Below are 15,109 nucleotides of genomic sequence, written 5' to 3'. Positions count from 1 at the left end.
CCACCATGAACCCCCAGCATGAAGCACCAAAGGTCCCGACAGACGTCGGAGCCGCGATCCGCGCGATGAAAGCCGAGATCAGGTCCACGACCGACGTCAAGGACGCGTTCGACCGGCTCAGCGACCGCATCGAGGCCCGCGTCGAGGAGATCGAACAGCTCCGCGACTCTGGCCGGCCCGTCTGGCCCGAGGTCGACCACGACACCCTGGCCGCCGGTACCGCGTCCGACGAGACCGTCGCCGCCGTCCGTGACCGCGGCTGCCTCGTCGTGCGCGGCCACTTCCCCCGCAGCCAGGCCCTCGAGTGGGACAGCCAGCTCGTCGACTACGTCGAGGCCAACGACTTCGACGCCGTCTACCGCGGCCCCGGCGACGACTTCTTCGGCACCCTGGGGGCCGCCGCCTCCCGCCCGGAGATCTTCCCGCTGTACTGGTCGCGCCCGCAGATGCTCGCCCGCCAGGACGAGCGCACGGCCACGGTGCAGTCCTTCCTGAACCACCGGTGGGACGTCGAGTCCGAGGGCACCCGCTGGTTCAACCCCGACCAGGACTGCATGTACCCCGACCGCGTCCGCCGTCGCCGTCCCGGCACGGACTCCGGCGGTCTCGGCGCCCACACCGACTCCGGCTCGCTGGAACGCTGGCTCCTGCCCGCCTACCGCAAGGTCTTCCGCCACGTGTTCAACGGCGACATCGAGAACTACAACCCGTGGGACGCCGCCTACCGCACCGACGTCCACGAGTACGAGGGCGGCACCACGATGTGCTCGATGTTCCGCACCTTCCAGGGGTGGACCGCCCTGTCCGACCAGCAGAACGACCAGGGCGTCCTCCACGTCATCCCGATCCCGGAGGCGATGGCGTACATCCTGCTGCGCGCCCTGCAGGACGACGTCCCCGAGGACGAACTCTGCGGTGTCACCCCCCGCCACGTCCTGCCGGTCTCGCAGGAATGGCACCCGCTGCTGATGCGGGCACTGACCCCGATCCCCGACCTGCAGGCCGGCGACTCCGTGTGGTGGCACTGCGACGTGGTCCACAGCGTCGCCCCCGTCGAGGACCAGCAGGGCTGGGGCAACGTCATGTACATCCCCGCCGCCCCGCAGTGCGCGAAGAACGAGGCCTACGCGGCCAGCGTCGCCGAGGCGCTGCGTACCGGCATGTCGCCCACCGACTTCCCCGACGAGAACTACGAGGTCGACTGGGTGGACCGCTTCCACCCGGAGGACCTCAACGCCGTCGGCCGACGTGCCCTCGGTCTGGCGTAGGCAGGAACAGACACCATGGGTAACGCAACCAATGCCCCGGGCCCGTCGATTCTGGTGACGGACGCGGGAAATCTCTCCGGGAAACTACTCGTCGCAGTATGCATCGCCGCACTCGGCGGTTTCCTCTTCGGTTACGACTCCGCGATCATCAACGGGACCGTCGACGCCATCCGGGAGGGATTCGACCTCGGGCCGGCACTCCTGTGCTTCACCGTCTCCTGTGCCCTGCTCGGCGCCGCACTCGGCGCCTGGTACGCCGGGCTCTGTGCCCAGCGCTACGGCCGAGTGCGGACGATGCTCATCGCCGCAGGACTCCTCGCGGTCAGCTCGCTCGGCTCCGGCATCGCCTTCGGCGTGTGGGACCTGATCGCCTGGCGCTTCGTCGGTGGTGTCGGTGTCGGTTTCGCCTCCGTCATCGCACCCGCCTATATCGCCGAGGTCGCACCCGCCAGGTTGCGGGGACGTCTGGGGACGGTCCAGCAGATGGCACTGGTCACCGGCATCTTCCTCGCACTTCTCGCCGGTGCGACGATCGCCGCGGCAGCCGGCGGCGCCGCCGAGGACTGGCTCGGTGTCGCAGCATGGCGGTGGATGTTCCTGACCGAACTCGCCCCGGCCGCGCTCTACGGCCTCCTGGCGCTGCGTCTCCCCGAGTCTCCGCGGTTCCTCGTCGAACGTCGTGATGAAGCCGGTGCCCGTGACACGCTACGGCGTATCGTCGGCATCACCGAACAGCGGGAACTCGACGCCAAGATCACCGAGATCCGCGAAACGGTGAGCCTGGAGCACCGGCAGCGCTTCCGCGACCTGCTCGGCGGACGTTTCGGGTTCAAGCTGATCGTGTGGACCGGCATCATCCTGTCCGTGCTGCAGCAGTTCGTCGGCATCAACGTGATCTTCTACTACTCGACGACCCTGTGGCGCTCCGTCGGGTTCGCCGAGTCGGACTCCTTCCTGATCTCCGTCATCACCTCGGTCACCAACATCATCGCCACGGTCATCGCCATCAGCCTCGTCGACGTCCTGGGACGCAAGCGGCTGCTGCTCATCGGGTCGGTCCTGATGACCGTGTCACTGTCGGTGATGGCGTTCGCCTTCACGAACGCCCAGACGGTCAACGGGGAGGTCGTGCTCCCCGACCAGTGGGGCGTGATCGCCCTCGTCGCCGCCAACACCTTCGTCGTCGGGTTCGGCGCCAGCTGGGGCCCGCTGGTGTGGCTGCTCCTCGGGGAGATGTTCCCCAACCGGTTCCGGGCACTGGCCCTCGGTATCGGCGGTGCCGCCCAGTGGGTCGCCAACTTCCTGGTCACCGTCACCTTCCCCGCCCTGTCGGACGCCAGCCTGGCGCTGACCTACGGCCTGTACGCCGTCTTCGCCCTCATCTCGGTGTTCGTCGTCTGGTTCATGGTCCGGGAGACCAAGGGCGTGGAGCTCGAGCACATGCTGAGCTGAGCCGGACGGCGCCGGGCCACGTGCGCTACCCGGCCGCCGCGCCCGCGGACTCCCCGACGCCGAGTCCCCTCACCAGTCCGACGACGTCCTCCGGCGTCGACGCGTCACGCAGGGACGCCCGGAAATCGTCCGTCATCAGGGCGCGCGCCAGCGTCGCCAGGATCTTCAGGTGCTGCGTGCCGGCGTCGGCGGGGACGGCGATGAGGAACACCAGGTCCACCGGCGCCCCGTCCGGCGCGTCCCACTCCACCGGCGTCCGCAGCCGCGCGAACGCCAGGGTGGGCACGTCCACCGCGGCGCTACGGGCATGCGGAATCGCCACACCGTGTCCGACAGCCGTGGTGGACTGCGCCTCGCGGGCGAGGGCGGCGTCCACGACCTCCGCCGCGGCGAGCCGTCCGTCCTCCTCCGCCTGCCCGGCGAGCAGCCGGATCACCGCGGCAGGGTCCCCGGCCCCACCGGACGCCGGCGCCGCGTCCAGGACCACGGTGCCGCCGTCGACGAGGTCCGGCGCACCCGGCCCGGGCCCTGACTCGGGCTCGGGTTCTGTTTCGGCCTCAGTATCGGCCTCAGGCTCCGCCGCGGGCCCCTGCCCGGCCCCGGGGGAACCGGTGGTCACCGCCATGAGCAGCAGCGACACCGCCGAAGTCACCACCACACCGGCGACCAGGCACAGGAAGAACCAGCCCACGCCCTCCACCGCGCCGAGCACGGCGACGATCGGCCCACCGTGCATCACGTTGTCCTTCACCCCGAACATCCCCGCCAGCGCACCGGCCACCGCACCGCCGGCCACGTTGGCCGGGATGACCTGCAACGGCCGCGCGACCGCCAACGGGATCGCCCCCTCGGAGATCCCGAAGAAGCCCATGAACAGGCCGGCGATCCCGGCGTCTCGCTCGGACTTGTTGAACCGGCGGCGGGCCAGCAACGTCGTGACCCCGGCGGCGATCGGCGGCACGGCGATGGCCGCCGCCGCCATACCCATCGGCGCGGCGTTGCCGGTGGCGATGAGACCACCGGAGAACAGGAACGCCGTCTTGTTCAGCGGGCCACCCATGTCGAACGCGATCATCGCGCCGATGATCGCGCCGAGGAGCAGCACCGACGACCCCTGCATGCCCTGCAGTCCCTCCGTCATCACCTCGAAGAGCGTGGCGATCGGCCGGCCCAGCAGGTAGACGAACAGGCCGCCGACGATCAGCGTGGTCAGCACGGGGATCACGATGATCGGCCAGATCGGCTGGACGTACTTGTGCACCGGGATCCGACGGATCGCCAGCGCCACGTAGCCGGACAGCACACCGGTGACGATGCCGCCGAGGAACCCGGCGTCCGCTTCGGAGCCGTACAGGTCACCGGTCACCGCCACCAGTCCGGTGACGACACCCGGTGCCAGGCCGGGACGGTCGGCGATGGCCATCGCGATGTACCCGGACAGCACCGGGACCATCAGGGAGAACGCCAGTCCACCGAGCTGGTTGAGGGTGTCCCAGAACGTCCCCTCCGGCACGACGAGCCCCTCCGCGGAGGGCTCACCGCCGAGGGAGAGTGCCACGGCGATCATCAGACCACCGGTGACGACGAAGGGGATCATGTGGGAGACACCGTTCATCAGGGCCCGGTAGAGGTCGTCGCCGAACCGCCGGAGCCCACCGCGCCCGCCGTCCTGCGCGGCACCGTCCCTGCCGCCGGCACCGTCCCCGGCGGCTGCACCGCCCCCACCGTCCCCGCCGGCGACCGTGCCGCTGCCCGTCGGCGCGTCCAGGGCCGCCCGGAGGATCTCCGCCGGCCGGCGGATCCCCTCGTCCACGCCGGTGGACAACAGCGGTTTACCGGCGAACCGGGTGGTGTCGACCGCCATGTCCGCCGCGACGACGACAGCCGCCGCCTCGTGGAGCTCCGCGTCGGTGAAGGCGTTCTCCACGCCGATGGAGCCGTGCGTCTCGACGCGGACGCGCACCCCGGCGGCGTCGGCGGCGGCCTCGAGGTTCTCCGCGGCCATGTAGGTGTGGGCGATGCCGGTGGGGCACGCGGTGATCGCCAGGACGAGAGGTCTGGACTCAGAAGGCGTCATGGGCCCCACGGTAATCCGCCGGACCGTGCGGACGGTAGGGCCGCATAACAGTTAGCCGGGAAAACTGCACACTCGACACACCGGGTCCGTACCAAGTGCTACGGTCACCGGGTGGCAGTAAGCTGGAATATCTTCACGCGCGACGTCGGCCGGATCCTGCGCACCCCGAAGGTCTGGGTGATCGTCATCGGGGTGCTCATCACCCCTGCGCTCTACTCGTGGGTCAACGTCGCCGCTTTCTGGGATCCCTACGGAAACACCGGGAACGTCAAGGTCGCCGTCGTCAACGAAGACGAAGGCGGTACGTCCGACTTCACCGGGCCTATCGACGTCGGGACGCAGATGATGGGCCAACTGGAGGAGAACGACCAGTTGGGCTGGCAGTTCATGGACGAACACGAGGCGGACGACGCCCTCCGCAAGGGGGACGTCGCCGCCAGCATCACCGTGCCCCCGACGTTCTCCTCGGACATCCTGAGCATGTTCGAGGGCACCTTCTCGCAGCCGACGATCACCTACCGGGTCAACGAGAAGGAGAGCGCGATCTCCCCGAAGATCACCGACCAGGCGGCGACCACCCTGGATTCGACGATCACCTCGGTGTTCAAGGAGACCGTCGCGGAGTCGGTGACCGACGAGCTGCGCACGGCCGGCGGGTCCCTGGAGGACCGACTCACCGACGCCGGCAACCGCACCGCCAACGCCTTCGACGAGACCGCCGGAACGATGGAGTCCGCCCAGGAGGAGGTCGGACGGATCCAGCAGCGGCTCGACGACGCCCGCCCGACCATCGCGGCCACGCAAGACGCACTGCGCTCCGTCGACGCCACCCTCGGCGACGCCGCTACCGCCCTCGACCAGGTGCAGTCCATCATGACGGAGGTCCAGGAGCAGGTCACCGCCTTCTCCGACGCGGCGACGGCGGCCTACGTCGAGGGCACGACCGCGTTGGCCGACGGGACCGCCTCGGCGAACGCCGCGATCTCCTCGGTCACCGGTGAGCTCGACCGGGCCAGCGCCGGCCTCGGCACCGCCACCCGCGAGGCGTCCAGCATCGTCGGGCAGGCCGACCGGGCCATCGACCAGCTCGAGACGCTCCTGGACGGTGCCGCGCTGACCCCCGGGGTCTCGGGTCCGCTCAACGACGCCCTCAACGACCTGCGCGAACGCAACGCCACCAACCAGCAGCTCCTCGACGACCTCAACGGTCTGCAGGGCAACGCCTCCGACACGGTCTCGTCGGTCACCGCGGCGGCGGACGCCCTGGCCCAGGCCACCGGCGACACCCGCGACCGGGCCCAGGGCCTGCGCAGTTCCGTCACCGACTCCCTGCCTGCACTGAACTCGGCCATCAACCGGGTCAACACCACCGCCGGCGCCTTCTCCTCGGCGCTGAGCTCGCAGCGGACCCTCCTGGGCGAATCCGTCACCCTCCTCGACGGCCTCGACCGCCAGATCGGCACGTCCCAGGAGGTCCTCGGCAACTTCAAGAACGACCTCACCGGCATCGAGGACGGACTGCGCACCGCGCGTGCCGACGTCCTCGCCCTGAGTGCGGCGTCCGACGACGGCATCCTGGGCACGGTGTCGAACCTGGACTCCGTCGGCATCTCCGAGTTCATGGCCACCCCTGCCGAAGTGGAGAGCCACGCCGTCTACCCCGTCGCCAACTACGGCTCCGGGATGGCCGGACTGTTCACCAACCTGTCCCTGTGGATCGGTGCCTTCATGCTCATGGTGATCTTCCGGACCGAGGTGGACACCGCCGGGCTGAAGAGGAAGATCACGGTGGCCCAGGCGTACCGCGGGCGTTTCGTCCTCCTCGCCGTGCTGAGCGCGTGCCAGGGATTCGTCGTCTCCGTGGGCAACATGGTGATGGGTGTGCAGTCGGTGAGCCCCGTCGCGTTCGTCGCGACATGCGTGGCCATCGCGCTGTGCTACCTCAGCATCATCTACGCGCTGATATCCGCGCTGGGCAACATCGGACGGATCATCGCGGTGGTCCTGGCGTTCCTGCAGATCCCGGGCGCCTCGGGCATGTACCCGATCGAGATGACACCGGACTTCTTCCAGGCGCTGCACCCGATCCTGCCGCTGACCTACGGTATCGACGCCCTGCGCGAGACCATCGGCGGTTTCTACGGGGACCACTACTGGAAGGCGATGGGGACCCTGCTGGTCATGGCCGTGGTCGCCTTCGTGCTGGGTACCCTGCTGCGCCGGGGACTGTCGAACGTGAAGGGGATGGTCAACCGGCAGCACGCCGCGTCCGGCCTCGTCCTCAACGACCAGGTGGAGGTCGTGGGCAGCAGCTACCGGCTCCCCGACGTCATCCACGCCATGCGGGACCGCAAGGCCTTCCGCGAGGAGATCGACAACCGTTGGAAACCACTGCGGACCAACTACCCGACGCTGCTGCGCGGGTCGATCATCGCCGGTGTGGTCGGCATCGTCGTCCTGTGCGTGCTCGCCCGTTTCTACCCCGACGAGAAAGCCGTCCTCTTCGGCATCATGTGCCTGTGGTGCCTACTGGTCGTCGGGTTCATCGCCGCCCTCGAGTACGTCAAGGAGAGCGTCGCCCGCGTCCAGGAACTCAGTGACCTTTCGGAGGACGAGCTGAAGGAGGCCGCCGTGGCCCAGAGTGCCCGCCGGAAGACGTACTCCATGGACGGGGACGGAGACAACGCATGAAGAACGCCCTGAGCATCCTGCGCAGCGACCTGCGCGGTGTGAAGAACAACGTCATGACCTCGATCCTGATCTTCGGGCTCGTCGTCATCCCGCTGCTGTTCTCCACATTCAACGTGCTGGCCAGCTGGAACCCGTTCGGCAACACCGACCAGCTGAAGATCGCGGTCGCCAGCGCCGACGAAGGACACGAGAGCGACCTCGCGTCGCTGCGGATCAACCTCGGCGACCAGGTGCTGTCCCAGCTGAGCCGCAACGACCAGATCGACTGGGTCATCACCGGCGAGGACGACGCCGTCGAGGGGACGAAGGCCGGCGACTACTACGCGGCCATCGTCCTGCCGCCGTCGTTCAGCTCCGACATGCTGACCTTCTACGTCGAAGGCACCGAACCCTCGAAGCTCGACCTGTACACCAACGAGAAGAAGAACGCGCTCTCCACGGTGATCACCTCCCAGGGCGCCGAGGGCATGATCTCGCAGATCAACGAGACCTTCACCCGGACGGTCAGCAACGTGGGCCTGGGGCTGGTGTCCTCCCTCAACAACTACCTGGAGCAGGACGACACCCGCGCGGCGATCCAGCGCGTGGAGTCACGGGTGGAGAACGTGGGCACCCGCCTGCAGTCCGGTGCGCAGACCGTACGGTCGCTGACCGGCCTGATCGACTCGTCCATCCCGCTCGTCGAAGGCGCCGACAACATCATCAGCGCCGCCGGCGGGCAGTTCGACGACCCGTCGACGCGCATCGGCGACGGCTCGGGCGCCGTCACCGACCTCGACTCCACGCTCCGGGACGCGACGAGCTCCCTGGAGACCGCCCTGCAGGCCACCGGCGACAGCTACGGTGCCGTCGGCGACCGGCTCGACGACCTCTTCGCCAGCGCCGACACCACCAGCGCCAGTGCGGCGGCGACCTACCGCACCCTCGCCGACCGCGTCCAGCAGCAGGTCGACTTCTTCCAGTCGATGCGCGACACCCTGGACAGCACCGTCTCCGGGACGCTGCCCGAGGTCGCCCAGCCCGGCTACGAGCGGGTGCTCGCCCGCATCGACGCCGCGATCGACCGCAGCCAGGACCTGCACGACAGCTTCGCCCAGTCCGCCGAGGACATCTCCAGCGGCAACCGGTCCGCCCAGGACTCCCGCCAGGAGAGCAGCAACGCGATCTCGCAGGCACGTGACGCCGTCAACAACGCCGTCACGTCCTACCGGGAGGACCTGAAGCCCCAGCTCGCGGAGCTCGGGACCACCCTCGACTCGCTCGGGAACAACATCGACGACGTCCGTCAGGACCTCGCCGACATCCGGGCGTCGACCTCGGACTCCCCCGGTTCGGTGCAGGATGCGCTGCGCCGGACGCGGGACGCCACGGCCTCCTTCGCCGACCGGCTCGACGAGCACGCCGAACGGTTCTCCGACCTGCAGCAGGCGCTGGCGACCGCCGGTGACACCGGCGACTTCTCCCGGCTCGCCGAGGTCGTCGGATCCGACCCGGAGGCGCTGGCCGCCCAGCTCGCCGCCCCCGTCGCGGTGGAACGGGAACCGGTCTTCCCCGTCGCCAGCTTCGGCGTCGGCATGGCGCCGCTGTACCTCACCCTCGCTCTGTGGATCGGCGCGGTGCTCACCTCCGTGCTGGTCCGGACCGGTGTGCCGGAGAAGACCACCCCGAAGAAGCTGAAGAAGCGGAAGGGAGGGGAGGACGCCGCGGATCCGGAGGACACCGCCACCTCCGCCGACGCTGTCGCGGATGACGCCGCATCGACCGAGGGGGTCGTCGAGTACTCGAGGAGCGCGGCGTACTTCGGCCGGTTCGGCATCTTCGCCTGCATCGGGCTGGCGCAGAGTACGCTCGCCGTGCTCGGGCTGATCTTCTTCGTCCAGATCGAGCCGGCCCACCCGCTGCTGCTCATGCTGTGCGGCTGGGTCACCTCGCTGGTGTTCATGCTGATCGTCTACACCCTGGTGCTGTCGTTCGGCAGTGCCGGCAAGGCGATCTCGGTCCTGCTGCTGGTGTTCCAGGTGTCCGGTGCCGGCGGTGCGTACCCGCTGGTGCTGCTGCCGGGGTGGTTCCAGGCCATCGGCCCGTGGCTCCCGGCGACCCACGCCATCGACGCGATGCGTGCCGCCATCGCCGGGGTCTACCGTGGCGACCTGTGGATCGAGCTGGGCCTGCTGCTGCTGTTCACGGTCCCTGCGCTCTTCCTCGGGCTGGTGCTCCGACGGCTGCTGGACGGCTACAACCGCAAGACCACCGACGCCATCGAGTCGACGAGGATCATGCAGTAGGACGCCCGGGCGGGGCCGTCGTGGAGGGCCCCGATTGAGTGCTCAGGTCGGTTTACCGGCTCGGCCGTGACCTGAGGGCTCAATACGCCGGACCCCGTCCGGCAGGTGAGTCAGACGACCATGCCGGCGACGACCACAGCCACGACGCCGAGCACCATCAGCCACCGGCACACCCGCTGCACCGTGGAGTCCGGCACCGCCACCAGCAGGGTCCGCGGCCCCGGCTCGCCGATCCCCGTACGCTGCAGCGGGCGGGCCCGCTGGGCCGCGTCATCGATCAGGCCGACGACGAGGGGAAGCACGGTCGCGCCCCGGGACCGCCACGTCACGACATCCACCCCGCGGGACGCCTGGATCTGCCGGATCGTCCGCCACCGCTGCTGTGCCATCGGCAACAACCGGACCACCGTCCCCACCATGTAGACCAGCGGTGCCGGGACCGACAGCTGCAACCGCCGCATCAGTGCGTCAGCGTCGACGAAACTGCCGATCACCAGCCCCGAACACGTCATCGCGGCGAACCGCAGGCCCAGGTCCCAGGCGATCCACGCCCCGTCCGACGTGACCGGGACCAGCACGCGGGCGACCTCGTCGTCGCCGAAAGGCACGTAGATCAACGCATACGACAGCATCGCCGGCACCGACAGCAGCAGGCCGGCGACCAGGGCACGACGGTGGCGGCGTCCTGCGCACGCCAGCCCGGCCGCGCCGAGGAGGAACACGGCCGACACCCACGGATTGTGCAGCACCATGACCGTGACGATGGCGCAGGCGGCGGCGGTGAGCGGGGTCAGCGGGCTCATGCAGCAGCGGGGGCCTTCGCGACCGGACCGCCGTCGGGGTCGAACGTCCTGCGGGAACGCTCGGGCAGGGAGCGGACCACGACCCACACCACCAGGAAGACGATGACCTTGTCGATCGGGTCGGACGTCCACGACTGCAGGAAGACCGCCGTGGTCTGCGACGCGCCCAACGACTGGTAGAAGCTCACGAGCAGGCCGGTGCCGGTGCCGGCCGTGCCGCCGAAGATGAAGGACGCGACCGGCGCGGACACCAGGGCGGACAGGAAGCCCAGCACGATGCCGGCGACGACGACCTTCCACCAGGACGACCGGAACAGGGCCCTGACCAGGCCCGCCGCCAGGCCCATCAGTGCGTAGCCGGCGGCGAAAGGCACGATCGTGGGGTTGAACGTCCCCCATACCAGCGCCGAGAGGCCACCGGTCGCCAGACCCGCCGCAGGGCCGGCCAACACGCCGACGAGGACGGTGCCGAAGGAGTCGAGGTAGAGCGGGACCGGCAGCCCCATCGTGCCCACCACCTGCCCGACGACGATGTTGAGCACCAGCGCGACCGGCATCAACGCCAGGGTGCGCACCGGGAGCGTGGGAACCACCGCGATGAGCGCGATCACCGTCGGCACGAGGAAGCCCACGAGGGCGGTCGTGGTCGACGCCGAGTCGGCCATCGAGGAGAAGTCGGAGTCCTCCGGCTGGTTGAGCACCAGGTAGAGCCAGGTCGCTGCGTAGATGACGACGGCGATCGAAATCAGGGTGATGCGGAGGGTTCGTGACAGGGGACGCACTGGGGGCTCCTGGAAAAGGGGTCGGACGTGGGACGCGCGGACCTGCCGCGCCGCGACCGCGCCCCTATGTCACCTCGGGGAGGGTCGGCCGTTAGCTGGTCCCATCTTGCCGAGTCGTGACGGGGAGAGCAAGACGGGAAACCGGCTCACCGCCGACGAAGGCCCTCCCCGTCCAGGCGCCGGACGTCGCGGTCACCCACCTCGCTCTCCGGTGTGGACGGTGCACGTCCTCCCGGCGGTACGTGACGCGCGGGGCGACGCAGACGACAACCGGCGAGCGCACATAACGTGACGGACTTGACAGACTAAGCGGTCTACTGATTATCTTGGACGCAAGCAGTCGACGAGAGTCGAGTTCCCCTCCTGGAGCCCCGGACGAGGCGGAACCTGCGGAAGAACCGCACCGGAAACGGCGCGGTGGCGTACCCCAGGGTGCACGGTCCGCAGCATGTGGTCTGCCGTCCAGCGACGCCAGTTCCCGGGGTTCCCCCTGTGCCACATGTGACTCCCCGCTCGACGGCGAGACCCGTACAACCACATGTGAAGGATCATTTGTGACCGCACAGATCAACGCCACCGTCGCCGGGGTTCCGCGCATCGGCCCGAAGCGCGAACTGAAGAAGGCCCTCGAGACCTACTGGAAGGACGACTCCACCGGCCGCAACCTGGCCACCGTCGCCACCCAGCTGGTCAACCAGCAGGCCGACAACCTCACCGAGGCCGGCCTGGACTCCGTCCCCACCATCGGCCGTAGCTTCTACGACTCGATGCTGGACACCTCCGCCCTGCTCGGCGCCCTCCCGACCCGCGTCGCCGACATCGACGACCACGGCAACGACGGCCTCCCCGCCTTCATCGACCGGCTCTTCGCCGCCGCCCGCGGCACCGCGGAGCTGCCGGCCAGCGCGATGACCAAGTGGTTCGACACGAACTACCACTACATCGTGCCCGAGCTCGCCGCCGACACCGAGTTCCGTCTCGACGACGCCGCCCTGCTCGCCGACCTCGGCGACCAGCTGACCCGCGGAACCGCCGCCCGTCCGGTCCTCATCGGCCCGCTGACCTACCTGTCGCTGGCCCGCACCACCGACGGTTCCGACGCACTGACCCACCTCGAGGAGGTCTTCGAGGCCTACGCCCGCCTCCTGCCGCGCCTCGCCGAGCGCGGTGCCGCCTGGGTCCAGTTCGACGAGCCGTACCTCGTCACCGACGTCGACCGGGACGACGCCCGCAAGGCCGACCTGCTGGCCCGCACCCGCGCCGGCTACGAGGCGCTGGTCGCCGCCGCAGGTGACACGAACCTGCTGGTCCAGACCTACTTCGGCGACGGCGATCTGGCCATCGGGACGCTGTCCGGCATCGGCATCGCCGCCTTCGGCGTCGACCTGGTCACCGGCCGGACCGACGAGCGCCAGGCCGACGACACCAACGTCGCCGACGCCGACCTGCTCCCGTCCTGGACCGGCACCGAGCAGCTGCTCGCCGGCGTGGTCGACGGGCGCAACATCTGGCGCACGGACCTGGCCCGCGCCCTGGAGACCCTGAAGACCCTCGCCGCCCGTGGTCCGGTCGGTGTCTCCACCTCGAGCTCGCTGCTGCACGTCCCCTACTCCCTCGCCCAGGAGACCAGCCTGGACAACGACCCGCAGCTGCGCAGCTGGCTCGCCTTCGGCGCCGAGAAGGTCGCCGAGGTCGCCGTCCTGTCCCGCCTGCTCACCGGCACCGAGACCGAGGACGACGAGACCGCCGTGGCCGTCGCCCACGACGCCGTCGCCGGACGCCGCGCCTCCGAGCGCACCCGCAACAGCGTCCTGCGTACCCGCACCGACGCGGTCACCGACGCGGACCGTCGCCGTAACCCCTTCGACCAGCGCCGCGAGGTCCAGGAGCAGGAGCTCGGCCTCCCGCCGCTGCCGACCACCACGATCGGTTCCTTCCCCCAGACCACCGAGATCCGCCAGGCCCGCGCGAAGCTGCGCAAGGGCGAACTGACCGCCGGGCAGTACCACCAGGCCATGGTCGACGAGGTCAAGGACGTCATCGAGCGTCAGGAGGCGCTGGGTCTCGACGTGCTCGTCCACGGCGAGCCCGAGCGCAACGACATGGTCCAGTACTTCTCCGAACAGCTCGACGGCTACCACTCCACGGACCTGGCGTGGGTGCAGTCCTACGGCTCCCGCTGTGTGCGCCCGCCGATCCTCTTCGGTGACGTGACCCGTCCGGAGCCGATGACCGTCGAGTGGTTCCGCGTGGCGCAGTCCTTCACCGACAAGCCGGTCAAGGGCATGCTCACCGGTCCGGTCACCATGCTGGCCTGGTCCTTCGTCCGCGACGACCAGCCGCTCGGCGCCACCGCCGACCAGGTGGCCCTGGCCCTGCGCGACGAGATCTCCGACCTCGTCGACGCCGGGGCGAAGATCATCCAGGTCGACGAGCCCGCCATCCGTGAGCTGCTGCCGCTGCGCGCCTCCCAGCAGCCCGCGTACCTGGCGTGGGCCGTGGGCGCCTTCCGCCTGGCCACCGCCGGCGTGGACGACGCCACCCAGATCCACACCCACATGTGCTACTCCGAGTTCAACGAACTCATCGGCACCGTGGGCGACCTGGACGCCGACGTCACCTCCATCGAGGCCTCCCGCAACGGCATGCGCGTGCTGCACGCCCTGCGCGACTCCGGCTTCGAGCTGGGCGTGGGCCCGGGCGTGTGGGACATCCACTCCCCGCGCGTCCCGGAGCAGGACGAGGTCGACACCCTGCTCAACGAGGCACTGGAGGCCGTGCCGGCCCGTCAGCTGTGGGTGAACCCGGACTGTGGTCTGAAGACCCGCGGCTGGGACGAGACCACCGCCTCGATCAAGGTGCTCGTCGCCGCGGCCGAGAAGGCCCGCGCCAGCGTCAACGCGTAGGTCACCACCCCTGACCGCGCAGACCACGTAGCAACCCCGGGGGCTGGTGTCACCAACCCCCGGGGTTGCTGCCCTATGCTGTAGTACCGCAACAGCCGACGAACCCACGAGGAACGAGAGCACCATGACCAACACCCCGAACCCCTATGACGGCGTCCTGCCCTACGGCGCGTACACCAACGACCCGTACGGGCAGGACCCGAACCGCCTGGTGCCGAACGACCGTCCCGGCGCCGGACGACGCCTGGCCGGCACGTTGATCGACGGCATCATCATCGCGATCATCTCCAACGCCATCGCGTCCCTGGCCGGCGTCGACCTCACCGACCTCGGCACCGGCTCCATGTTCACGATGAGCCTGATCACCATCGTCGTCTGGCTCATCGCCCGCGTAGGCAGCGAGGTCGCCTGGGGTGCCAGCCCCGGCAAGCGGATCCTGGGCATGAAGGTGGTCACCGCCGACGGGTCCAACCCGGACGCCGTGTCCTCCCTGAAGCGCAACTCCTGGATCGTCAGCCAGATCATCCCGTTCGTCGGCGGCCTGGTCCAGATCGCGCTGCAGATCTTCATCGGTGTCGGCATCGCCAACGACCCGGAGAAGCGCTCCTGGTTCGACAAGCTCGGCAACCTCACCGTGGTCCGCTCCCGGTAGCTGCCCGGCCTGCCCGGTCTGCCCGGCCACTCACCCGAACGCCCGCCACCCTGCCCGGTGGCGGGCGTTCGTGTGTCCGCGGCGTCGTCCACTGACGTGGCAACCCCGCAGGCCGGCCGCACCGTCCTGCGGGGTTGCTACGTCAGGTGACCACGCTCACCCCTGCACGGGGGGAGCCCGCGAATCGGCCGGA

The 15,109-nt window shown here is 69.6% G+C and carries 9 protein-coding genes; 6 read left to right on the top strand and 3 right to left on the bottom strand.

Annotated features, from left to right (window positions below; genetic code table 11):
- Window positions 1–5 precede the first annotated feature (5 nt).
- On the top strand, window positions 6–1,268 hold the full coding sequence (locus MUN33_RS09740) for a YbiU family protein (protein ID WP_244804723.1): 1,263 nt from the start codon (window positions 6–8) through the stop codon (window positions 1,266–1,268).
- Between the two features lie 15 nt (window positions 1,269–1,283).
- On the top strand, window positions 1,284–2,720 hold the full coding sequence (locus MUN33_RS09735) for a sugar porter family MFS transporter (protein WP_244804722.1): 1,437 nt from the start codon (window positions 1,284–1,286) through the stop codon (window positions 2,718–2,720).
- Window positions 2,721–2,745: 25 nt separating this feature from the next.
- Here the strand turns inward: MUN33_RS09735 and MUN33_RS09730 are convergent, their stop codons facing one another.
- Complete coding sequence (locus MUN33_RS09730) at window positions 2,746–4,797, bottom strand: fructose-specific PTS transporter subunit EIIC (RefSeq protein WP_244804721.1); 2,052 nt, start codon at window positions 4,795–4,797, stop codon at window positions 2,746–2,748.
- A 111-nt stretch (window positions 4,798–4,908) separates the two neighbouring features.
- Here MUN33_RS09730 and MUN33_RS09725 point away from each other — a divergent pair, with 111 nt between their 5' ends.
- Together MUN33_RS09725 and MUN33_RS09720 are read left to right on the top strand one after the other, a co-directional pair.
- Window positions 4,909–7,488 carry a YhgE/Pip domain-containing protein gene (locus MUN33_RS09725; RefSeq protein ID WP_244804720.1) on the top strand — a complete coding sequence of 860 codons (2,580 nt, stop codon included), beginning with the start codon at window positions 4,909–4,911 and terminating at the stop codon, window positions 7,486–7,488.
- Window positions 7,485–9,773: a YhgE/Pip domain-containing protein gene (locus MUN33_RS09720; RefSeq protein WP_244804719.1), complete on the top strand. Its 2,289-nt coding sequence runs from the start codon at window positions 7,485–7,487 to the stop codon at window positions 9,771–9,773. The genes MUN33_RS09725 and MUN33_RS09720 overlap by 4 nt, the downstream gene beginning before the upstream one ends.
- Window positions 9,774–9,883: 110 nt before the next feature.
- Here MUN33_RS09720 and MUN33_RS09715 read toward each other — a convergent pair whose 3' ends face one another.
- Together MUN33_RS09715 and MUN33_RS09710 are read right to left on the bottom strand one after the other, a co-directional pair.
- Entirely contained in the window at window positions 9,884–10,576 is a 693-nt protein-coding gene (locus MUN33_RS09715; RefSeq protein ID WP_244804718.1) for an energy-coupling factor transporter transmembrane component T family protein, read from the bottom strand.
- Window positions 10,573–11,358: an ECF transporter S component gene (locus MUN33_RS09710; protein ID WP_244804717.1), complete on the bottom strand. Its 786-nt coding sequence runs from the start codon at window positions 11,356–11,358 to the stop codon at window positions 10,573–10,575. The genes MUN33_RS09715 and MUN33_RS09710 overlap by 4 nt, the downstream gene beginning before the upstream one ends.
- Window positions 11,359–11,912: 554 nt before the next feature.
- Between MUN33_RS09710 and metE the strand changes: the two genes are divergently transcribed.
- Window positions 11,913–14,264, top strand: a complete 2,352-nt coding sequence (gene metE, locus MUN33_RS09705; RefSeq protein ID WP_244804716.1) for a 5-methyltetrahydropteroyltriglutamate--homocysteine S-methyltransferase — start codon at window positions 11,913–11,915, stop codon at window positions 14,262–14,264.
- Window positions 14,265–14,388: 124 nt separating this feature from the next.
- Window positions 14,389–14,916, top strand: a complete 528-nt coding sequence (locus tag MUN33_RS09700) for an RDD family protein (RefSeq protein ID WP_244804715.1) — start codon at window positions 14,389–14,391, stop codon at window positions 14,914–14,916.
- Window positions 14,917–15,109: the final 193 nt, after the last annotated feature.

It is taken from the genome of Corynebacterium kalidii (genome assembly GCF_022869005.1).
GTDB lineage: Bacteria > Actinomycetota > Actinomycetes > Mycobacteriales > Mycobacteriaceae > Corynebacterium > Corynebacterium kalidii.
Note: the sequence above shows the minus strand (reverse complement) of the source record. Positions and strands in the feature narration are given on the sequence as shown.